The following is a 9,308-nucleotide window of genomic DNA, read 5'->3' as shown; positions in this document are numbered from 1 at the left end:
CCTCGTCGGCGAGCGCCTCGACGCCGACCGACGATCCGGGAGGCGAGGCCAGCGCGAGAGCGGCCACGAGGGCGCGCGCCGTCGGACCCGCGAGAGTCGACACCGCACCGTCGACGGCGTCGACCTCGACCGGGCCGAGCACGCGGACGCGGGGCGCGGAGGTCGGCACACGGCGAGCCTAGGACACGCCGTCGCGGCGCGCCCTCGGCTCCCGAGGGCGCGGGAGCCCGCAGACTGGAGCGGGGCCGCGCAAGACGGGGAGGCGATGTCGTGAGCTACATCCAGGGATACGACCACCAGACCCTGCGGGAGATCGTCGACCCGCGCGCGTGCCGCGAGCGCCTCGAGGAGATCGACGGCCAGCGCAGCCTGCCCGCGCTGCTCGAGCGCGTCTGGCTGCTGAAGGTGACCGACCAGCTCGACGAGGCTCGTGAGGTCGCGGAGGTCGCGGTGCGCACGGCCCGCATGGCCGGCACCCGTCGCGACCTGCTGCGGGCGCGCATCCTGCACGCGACGGTGCAGCAGTTCCGCGGTCAGCTCGCCGCCGCCGACCAGGAGCTCACCCTGTGCGCCGAGGAGGCGGAGGGGCTCGGCCTCGCCCGCATCGCCGCGTTCGCCTACCAGCACCGCGCCAAGGTGCGCCTCGAGCTCGGCGAGCTCGATGGGGCTCGCGCCGATGTGAAAGCCACCCTGTTCCTGCGACGGGAGGCCGGGGCATCCGAGGAGGAGCTCACCTCGACGCTGCTCGCCATCGACCTGCTCGACCGCATGCGCGCGGGCGCCGCCGCGAGCATCGCCGGCTGACTGTCGTACCTTTGTTCTAGTCTTCCATCATGTCCGAACTGCATCGCGTGCGCACCTGGGCCGAGGCCCTGATCCGGCTGCACCTCGACGACGGATGGACGTTCGCGTTCGATGCCGCGAAGTTGCGGGCCGGCCAATGCGACTACACGCGCAAGCGCATCACCGTCTCGCGCTACCTCGCGGCACGGTTCGACGACGACGCCAACCACCAGACCCTGCTGCACGAGGTCGCGCACGCCCTCGCGGGCGTCGACGCCGGGCACGGGCCGGCCTGGAAGGCGATCGCGCACGACCTGGGCTACGTCGGCGGCACGACCCACCGCGGCGAGACCGCGACAGAGCTCGCGCCGTGGGTCGGCGTCTGCCCGGCCGGGCACACCGTCTACCGGCACCGACGCGCCGTGCGCGCCACGTCGTGCGCGAAATGCGCCCCCCGGTTCGACCCGCGCTTCGTGCTGGTCTGGTCGCGGCGTGAGATCACGCCGGCACAACGGCGCGCCGCGATGACGCCCCGCTGAGCGGAGTCTGCGGCGTCGCCGATGGTCGGGGCGGGCGTCGCTGACGTCGCCGCGCTCTCAGCCGAGCGGCACGAACACGTCGCCGCGCGCTCAGGCACGCGGAACGAACACGCCGTCGCGCAGCACCGCGACCGCGTCGACCGCGTCGACCTCGGCGGCGGCGAGCACGTCGGCCCGCGCGTCACCCGCGATCAACTCCTGGCCGCTGCCGCTCGCGGTGAGCAGGTGGCGCAGGGCCGGTCGAAGCCCGCGGAACGCCTCGCACGCCGCGGCCGCCTCGGGCGACGTGTGATCGACACCGAGATCGCCGAGAGCGGATACAACCGCCCCCGCGCCGAAGAGATCCTCCACGGCGAACCGCACGTCGTCGCCGTCGCGCTCTCCGGCGGCGATCACCGCGATCGAGGTGCGCTGCCCGCGACGGTGCTGCTCGTGGAGCACCGCGCGTGCGACCGCCCCGGGGTTGCGCAGCGACCCCGCGAACACCGTCGCCCCGCTCGCCGCCGCAGCCACCGCGACCGGTGCGCCCGACTGCCCCGCGAGATCGGTGAGCGCGGCGGAGTCGCCGCGGGCCGCGGCATCCGTCACCGTCGTCGACAGGCGCAGTACGTCGACCACCACCACGACATCGGCCGGCGCGAGGCGGGCGAGGCCCGCCACCCCCCACTCGACACGCACCTGATAGCGGGACTGATCGGCGGGGGACGGCATCCTGCCAGCGTATGCCGCCCCGCGCGGACGGCCACCCGTGTGACACTGGGCGCATGCGCGTGCTGCTGAAGTTCGTGATCGACTGCGATGCGGATGCCGCCTGGCGCGCCGTGCACTCGCCGCGCGCCGCGGCGGAGCTGTACGGACCGCTCGTCGAGATGCGGCCGCTCGAGCCGCTGCCGACCCGCTGGGAGCCCGGGACGGATGCCGCGGTCGACCTGGTCGCCGCGGGCATCACGATCGGGCGGCAGCTCATCGCGATCACCGATCGCGTCGTCGACGGCCCCGACGGTCAGGTGCGCATCGTGCGGGACTCGGGCACCCCGCTCACCGGGCCGCTCGCGGCGCTCGATGTCTGGGACCACCAGATGGCGATCTCGGCCGCACCTGGGGATCCCCGCCGCACGCTCTGGCGCGAGCGCCTCGTCATCGGCGGACGCGCGGCGCCCGCCCTCTGGCCCGGCCTGTGGGCGACCTGGCAGTGGCGGGCGACGCGCATCCGTGCGCTCGCGCCCTCGTGGGCGCACGACCCGCAGCCCTGACCGCGCGCCGACCCGCGGTGTGACCCTGGATCAGCCCGCGGTGCGACCCCGGGGTGTGACCCGGGGTGTGACCCGCCCTCTGACCCCGAGGTGTTCGCCCGTCGGGCGAACACACCCTCCGCACAACGTCGGAACTTCCGACCGACGCGCCGAGCACGGATGCCGCGGCGCGGGGTGGCGGCCAGAAGTTCCGACGATGCGCGCGGGGGGCGCGGAGTGGCGCGCGGAGGGCGCGGAGTGGGTCGCGGAGCTGTCCCCGAGGCGGGGGCGCCGAGGTGGGGGCGCCGAGCGGCGGGGGAGGACCCCACTCGACGCGCGCCGAGCGCCGTGCGCGCGCCGCGCTCAGTCCTGCGCGAGGGCGGCGACCGGGCTCGTGCGGGTCGCGATGCGCGTCGGCACGACCGTCGCCACCAGGGCGACGACCACGGTCGCCGCGATCACCACGATGAGCGGGATCGGCGGGATCACCGGCCAGACCAGGGTGGCCGCGGCATCCGGCGTCAGCTTCACCGACCCGAGCACGGCCTGCGCCCCCGCCCAGCCGTACGCGGTGCCGAGCACGATGCCGACGACGAGCGACGCGAGCACGAGGTGCACCGCCTCGAGCAGCACGACCAGCCGCACCTGCCGGGACGAGAGCCCGAGGGCGCGCAGCAGCGCGAACTCGCGGCGCCGCTGATGCACACCGAGCGCGAGCTGGTCGACGACGCCGATCGCGGCGATCACTCCGCAGACGGCGACGAGGGCCATCATGACCGTGGTGAATCCGGTGAAGCCCGCGGTCATCTCCGGCGGCGCCTCACCACCGGCGGAGGCGACGAGCACGCCGATCGCGCTGGAGCCGGCGACGGCGAACATCATCACGAGCGCGACGCCCATCACGAGCGCGATCGCCATACGACTGGACCGCTCCGGATGCCGCAGCGCGTTCTCTGCGGCGAGGCGGGCGACGGCCGACCGGCCGAAGAGGCGACCGATCAGACGCAGCACCGGCGGCATCACGAGGTGCGCGCCCAGGGCGAGGGCGGTGAATGAGAGGAGCCCGCCGGGGAACGCGATGAGCACGCCATAGGGCGAAGAGAGCCCTACGACGACGCCGAGCGCGAGAAGGCCTACACCCGACGCCCCGAGCACGAGCGCGGCGACCGTGCGGCCGTGCGAGCGCGACAGCTCCTGAGTGGATGCCTCGACCGCCTGTCCGAGCGCGGCCATCGGCGTGACCCGCAGCACCCGACGCGAGCCCGCCCACGCGCCGGCCCACGTGGTGAGCGCGACCACCGCCGCCGGCACGAGGAGCACCGGGCGGATCAGTTCGAGCCCGGGCGCCGCGATGCCGTAGGCATTCTCGAGCACCCACACGCCGGCGAACGACAGCACCGTGCCGCCGACGAGCCCCGCGACGGCGCCGACGATCCCCGCGACGAGTCCGAGGCGGGCGACGTCGCGGCGCTGGGAGCGGGCGGTGGAGCCGAGCAGACGCAACAGGGCGATCTGGCGTACGCGGCCCGCGACGACCGTCGCGAACGTGTTCGCCGTGACGATCGAGGCGACGTACACGGCGACCCCGACGAGCAGGCTCGTGAGGATGCCACTGACCACCGCGAACGTGCGCGACTCGCCGACGTGCGGGTTGGCGGAGATCGAGGCCGACAGGAACGCGGTCGCGCTCAGCAGCACGACGGCGAACGCGGTCGCGACCGCGGCGATCAGCACGGTGGCGCCGGTTCCGCGCTCGCGCAGCGAGAACCCGCCGATCCGCACGCGCGGCGGCGAGGCGACGGCGGTCACCGCGGTCATGACGCGGCCTCAGTGGCGCGCAGCTCGCGAGCCGTCATGAACGCCGAGATCTCCTCGGCGCTCTGGCCGCGGGTGTCGGCGACGACGCGACCGTCGGCGAGGTGTACGACGCGGTCGGCGTGACTCGCGGCGATCGGGTCGTGGGTGACCATCGCGATCGACTGTCCGTGCTCGCGCGACGCGGTCTGCAGCAGGCGCAGCACCTCGGCGCCCGAACGGGAGTCGAGGTTGCCGGTCGGCTCGTCCGCGAACACGAGGTCGGGCGCGGTGGCGAGGGCGCGGGCGATCGCGACGCGCTGCTGCTGGCCGCCGGAGAGCTCGTGCGGGCGATGGGTGAGCCGGTTCGCGAGACCGAGCGACTCGACGAGCCCGTCGATGCGTGCCCGCTCGAGCGCGGTCGGCGCACGCCCGTCGAGCTCGATCGGCAGGGCGATGTTGCCGCGCACGTCGAGGGTGGGCACCAGGTTGAACGCCTGGAAGACGAAGCCGATGCGACGACGGCGCAGCAGCGTCAGCTCGGTGTCGCCGAGACCGGTGATCTCCGTCTCCCCCAGCCACACCCGACCCGACGTCGGAGCGTCGAGCGCCGCCATCACGTGCATGAGCGTGGACTTTCCCGACCCCGACGGGCCCATGATCGCGGTGAACTCGCCGCGCCCGATCGAGAGCGAGACGTCGTCGAGGGCGCGCACCGGGTTGTCGGTCGAGCCGTAGGTCTTGGTGAGGTGCGCGACGCGCGCGGCGGGCGGGGGCGGGGTGGTCGAGTCATCCATGTCGTCGACGCTACGAAGACGCGCCCGGATGCCGCGTCGCCCGCGGGTCGCATCGGGGTCATCCCGGAGGATGACCTCGCGCGGCGCGCGTCGCCGCGTGCCGGTGCGCGTCAGGCGAGCCCGTGCTCGTACGCGAACACGACGAGCTGCACGCGGTCGCGCAGGCCGAGCTTCGTGAGGATGCGGCTGACGTGGGTCTTGACCGTGGCCTCCGACAGGAACTCTCCCGTCGCGATCTCGGCGTTGGAGAGCCCGCGCGCGGCGAGCGCGAAGATCTCCCGCTCGCGCTCGGTGAGGGCGGCGAAGGCCGCGGGCGCGGGGCGGGGTGCGGCATCCGTCATCGATGCGAACAGCTCGCGGGTCGCGGATGCCGCGATCACCGCAGACCCCGCGTGCACCGTGCGCACCGCGGCGAGGAGGAACTCGGGCTCGGCGTCCTTCAGCAGGAAGCCGCTCGCGCCCTCCCGGATCGCGCGCGCGGCGGCCTCGTCGAGGTCGAACGTGGTGAGCATGACGACGCGGGGCGGGTCGTCGTCGCCCAGTAGCTCCGCCGTCGCGGCGATGCCGTCGAGGACGGGCATGCGGATGTCCATCAGCACGATGTCGGGGCGCATCACCCGCGCGACTGCGACGCCCTCGCGCCCGTCGCCCGCCTCGCCGACCACCTCGATGTCGGGCTGCGAGTCGAGCACCATGCGGATGCCCGCGCGGAACAGCGCCTGGTCGTCGACCAGCACCACCCGGATCACGCGAGGCCCCGCGGGAGAACCGCCACGACGACGAACTCGTCGCCGCGGGGCGCCGCGCCGAGCGATCCGCCGACGAGGTGGGCACGCTCGGTCATGCCGATGATGCCGTGGCCCGGCGCCGGGGCGCTCGGCTCACCGCCCGGGCGCACGCCGTTGCGCACCTCGACCGACACGGCTTCCTCGCTCCACGCGACCCGCACGCTCACCGCGCCGCCGTCGCCGTGGCGCAGGGCGTTCGTGAGCGCCTCCTGCACGATGCGGTAGACCGCCAGCTGCAGCGGTGCCGGCGGATCGGCGAGCGGCGGACGCACCTCCACCCGCAGGTCGATGCCCGCCCCGTGCACCTGCGCGAACAGCGCATCGAGGTCGGCGAGTCCGGGCTGCGGGCCGGCGCCTTGGCTGTGCCGCAGCTGCTCGAGCAGCAGGCGCACGTCGGTGAGCGCGGCGCGGGCCGTCGACGCGATCGTCGCGAGGGCCGCGGTCGTCGCCTCGGGGTCGGATGCCGCGGCGTACCGCGCCCCGTCGGCCTGGGCGATCACCACCGCCAGCGAGTGGCCGACGATGTCGTGCATGTCGCGGGCGATGCGCACCCGCTCCTGCTCGGCCGCCGCCTCCGCCTCGGCGCGGCGCTGGGCCTCCCGGGTCTCGCGGGAGACCCGGATCGAGCGCACGAGGGCTCCGGCCGTCCACGACAGCAGCAGCGCGAACAGGATCAAGGCGAACACGAAGCCGACGATCACGACTCGCTCGAGCGGGAACGAGAAGCGGTTCGTCGCGGCGGCCAGCCCCCACACGCCCTGGAAGATCGACAGGTACGCGGTCGCGATGGCCGCCCCGCCGACGGCGGAGGCGAGGGCGAGACGGGACATCCGCCGGGAGCCGTACGCCGCGACGGCATACAGCACGATCAGGGCGCCGAGATTGCTCGGGCGCGGGGTCAGCAGGGCGACCATCTGTCCGATCGCGGCGAGCCACGCGAGCCCCAGCGCGAGCGCCGGCGACCAGCGGCGCGCGGCGACGGCGGCAGCGAAGACGAGTCCGACGACGGGCTGCGCCGGCCCGAATCCGACCGTGCCGAACCAGTACGGCGTGAGCTCCGGCAGCACCAGGAGCAGCACGAACCCCGCGGCGAGCACGAGGTCGAACGCCAGTTGCGGGCGGGTCAGGGGTCGGAACACCGTCTCACGCTACGGGAGGCGGCCGGACGCGGCATCCGTCTCGGGGTGTATTCGGGTGCGGCCACTTTCGTCGCAGCGCACTCGCCTCCGCATCGCCCGCCGACTCGCCGCGCACGGTCGGAACTTCTGCCTGACACGCCGCAGGCGGATGCCACAGCACGGCGTGGCGGCCAAAAGTTCCGACGGTGCGCGCGGCGGGTGGGATGGGAACCACCGACGGGCGCGCGGCGGGTGGGGTGGGAGCCGCCGGGCCGCGCGCCGGTCAGGTGAGCGGCGGGGCGACGGCCGCGTCAGCGAGCGCGTCGGCGATGCCGAGCACATTGGATGCCGCGAGCCCGGCCGTCACCCGCACGTGCGCCTCGGGCGGCTCGCCCATCACGAACGGCGACCCGGCCGCCACCGCGATGCCCGCGGCGGCCAGCCTCACGAGGGCCGCGCGCTCGGAGACGACGGGGAGCCAGAGGTTGATTCCGTCGGGGTCGCCGACGTCGATGCCGCGTTTGCGCAGCGCGACCGCGAGGCGGTCGACCCGGTCGCGGTAGACGAGACGGGCGGTGCGCACCCGCGCGACGGCGCCGTCATCGGTGAGGAGGCCGAGCAGCACCGTCTGCAGCAGCCGCGACGTCCACCCCGGGCCGAGCATGCGTCGCGAGACCACCCGCTCGACGATGTGCGCCGGCCCGCCGAGCGCGGCGATGCGCAGGTCGGGCCCGTGCGACTTCGAGAAGCTGCGCACGTGCACGACCTGACCCGGGATCCACCGGGCGAGGGTCACATCGGGCGCCGAGCAGATGAGACCGGAGTGGTCGTCCTCGATCACGACGACGCGGTCGCCACCGGGAGCGGCGCGCATCACGCGCGCGAGCGCGCGGGCACGTTCGGCGTCCATCGATGCGCCGGTGGGGTTCTGGGCCCGTGGCTGCAGGATGACCGCGCTCGGTCGCCGCACGAGTGCGCGCTGCAGCGACGCCGGCGCGACGCCCAGGGCATCGAGCTCGAGAGGGACCGCCTCGGCGCCCAGCGCCTCGAGCAGATCGAAGAAGTACGGGAACCCGGGCGACTCGACGGCGACCCGGTCCCCGAAGCGCACGACCTGCTCGAGGGTGCGGGCGATGCCGTCCAGCGCCCCATCGACGACGGTGATCGTCTCGGCGGGCGACGGCCAGGTCTCGGCGAAGAGGGCACCGAGCTCGGGCAGCACCGGCAGGTCGTGGTAGCGGCCGGTGTCGGCTCGGGGCGACACCCGCGAGAACGCCGCCTCGAGCGGCGGCAGCAGGGCGGGATCGGGCGTGCCGAGCGAGAGGTCGAGCCGCGTCTCGAGGGGCGCAGCGGCGAGATCCTGCACCCGGGGGCTCAGCCAGCCGGCGCGATCGACCCGCACGAACGAGCCCGCCCGCCCGCGCGAGACGATGACCCCGGCACCCGAGAGCGCGTGCCATGCGGCGCTCACCGTGCCGGCCGACACTCCGAGATCCGATGCCACCTCGCGCACCGTCGGCAGCCGCTCGCCCGGGGCGAGAGCACCCTCCGTGACCAGGCGGGCGATCTCTGCGGCGATCGCGCGCGGCGTGCGCTCGGCGAGGTTCGCGAGGGCGGCGAGGCGCGGCATCCGATGTCCTTCCCGGCGCACGAGATTTACGGATGCGTCACAGCGGGAAACCGAAGAGAAATGTTCAAGCAGAACAGTAACAGAACGGGATGACCCCGCCGGCGCGTCCGTCGCACCCCGTCAGCGGTGATCGCTGCGCGGGTGCACAGACGTCGACGGAGGCGAACATGACGACGGTACGCGCGGCCATCACGCAGACCACCTGGACGGGCGACAAGGCATCGATGCTCGACAAGCACGAGCAGTTCGCCCGGGATGCCGCGGCCCAGGGAGCGCAGGTCATCTGCTTCCAAGAGCTCTTCTACGGCCCCTACTTCGGCATCACGCAGGACAAGAAGTACTACCGGTACGCGGAGCCCGCCGACGGCCCCATCGTGCAGCGCTTCGCCGCGCTCGCCAAGGAGCTGAGCATGGTCATGATCCTCCCGATCTACGAGGAGGAGCAGACCGGCGTCTACTACAACACCGCCGTCGTCGTCGACGCCGACGGCACCATCGTCGGCAAGTACCGCAAGAACCACATCCCCCACGTCGAGAAGTTCTGGGAGAAGTTCTACTTCCGTCCGGGCAACCTCGGCTACCCGGTCTTCGACACCGCCGTCGGCAAGGTCGGCGTGGTGATCTGCT

10 protein-coding genes are annotated in these 9,308 nt (G+C 73.8%); 4 read left to right on the top strand and 6 right to left on the bottom strand.

Translation table 11 applies throughout. From position 1 onward, the window contains the following. Positions 1 to 270: 270 nt before the first annotated feature. Positions 271 to 804 carry a hypothetical protein gene (locus tag ASG00_RS08100; protein WP_056208341.1) on the top strand — a complete coding sequence of 178 codons (534 nt, stop codon included), beginning with the start codon at positions 271 to 273 and terminating at the stop codon, positions 802 to 804. 29 nt (positions 805 to 833) lie between these two features. Then, entirely contained in the window at positions 834 to 1,322 is a 489-nt protein-coding gene (locus ASG00_RS08095; protein WP_045247436.1) for a SprT-like domain-containing protein, read from the top strand. Positions 1,323 to 1,412: 90 nt separating this feature from the next. Here the strand turns inward: ASG00_RS08095 and ASG00_RS08090 are convergent, their stop codons facing one another. After that, positions 1,413 to 2,033: a 2-phosphosulfolactate phosphatase gene (locus ASG00_RS08090; RefSeq protein WP_056208339.1), complete on the bottom strand. Its 621-nt coding sequence runs from the start codon at positions 2,031 to 2,033 to the stop codon at positions 1,413 to 1,415. Between the two features lie 53 nt (positions 2,034 to 2,086). Here ASG00_RS08090 and ASG00_RS08085 point away from each other — a divergent pair, with 53 nt between their 5' ends. Continuing rightward, a complete protein-coding gene (locus ASG00_RS08085) occupies positions 2,087 to 2,575 on the top strand; it encodes a hypothetical protein (protein WP_056208336.1) in 489 nt (162 codons plus the stop codon). Between the two features lie 342 nt (positions 2,576 to 2,917). Here the strand turns inward: ASG00_RS08085 and ASG00_RS08080 are convergent, their stop codons facing one another. The 5 genes from ASG00_RS08080 to ASG00_RS08060 all read right to left on the bottom strand — a co-directional run bounded on the left by ASG00_RS08080 (position 2,918) and on the right by ASG00_RS08060 (position 8,681). Then, positions 2,918 to 4,372, bottom strand: coding sequence for an ABC transporter permease (locus tag ASG00_RS08080; protein ID WP_056208332.1), 1,455 nt, complete (start codon positions 4,370 to 4,372; stop codon positions 2,918 to 2,920). Further along, positions 4,369 to 5,145, bottom strand: a complete 777-nt coding sequence (locus ASG00_RS08075; protein ID WP_045247433.1) for an ABC transporter ATP-binding protein — start codon at positions 5,143 to 5,145, stop codon at positions 4,369 to 4,371. The genes ASG00_RS08080 and ASG00_RS08075 overlap by 4 nt, the downstream gene beginning before the upstream one ends. Before the next feature lie 110 nt (positions 5,146 to 5,255). Next, positions 5,256 to 5,894 (bottom strand): response regulator, encoded by a 639-nt coding sequence (locus ASG00_RS08070; protein ID WP_056208330.1) that lies wholly within the window; start codon positions 5,892 to 5,894, stop codon positions 5,256 to 5,258. Beyond that, entirely contained in the window at positions 5,891 to 7,072 is a 1,182-nt protein-coding gene (locus tag ASG00_RS08065; protein ID WP_056208327.1) for a sensor histidine kinase, read from the bottom strand. Before ASG00_RS08065 ends, ASG00_RS08070 begins: the two co-directional genes overlap by 4 nt. Positions 7,073 to 7,334: 262 nt before the next feature. Continuing rightward, positions 7,335 to 8,681, bottom strand: coding sequence for an aminotransferase class I/II-fold pyridoxal phosphate-dependent enzyme (locus tag ASG00_RS08060; RefSeq protein WP_056208324.1), 1,347 nt, complete (start codon positions 8,679 to 8,681; stop codon positions 7,335 to 7,337). A gap of 167 nt (positions 8,682 to 8,848) precedes the next feature. On the opposite strand from ASG00_RS08060, the gene ASG00_RS17765 reads away from it, so the two are divergent. Beyond that, on the top strand, positions 8,849 to 9,308 hold a 460-nt coding region (locus ASG00_RS17765), incomplete at its 3' end, for a nitrilase-related carbon-nitrogen hydrolase (protein WP_327037499.1).

The sequence above is a fragment of the Microbacterium sp. Leaf351 genome, from assembly GCF_001423825.1.
Classification (GTDB): domain Bacteria; phylum Actinomycetota; class Actinomycetes; order Actinomycetales; family Microbacteriaceae; genus Microbacterium; species Microbacterium ginsengisoli.
This window is presented reverse-complemented; position numbering and strand designations above follow the sequence as displayed.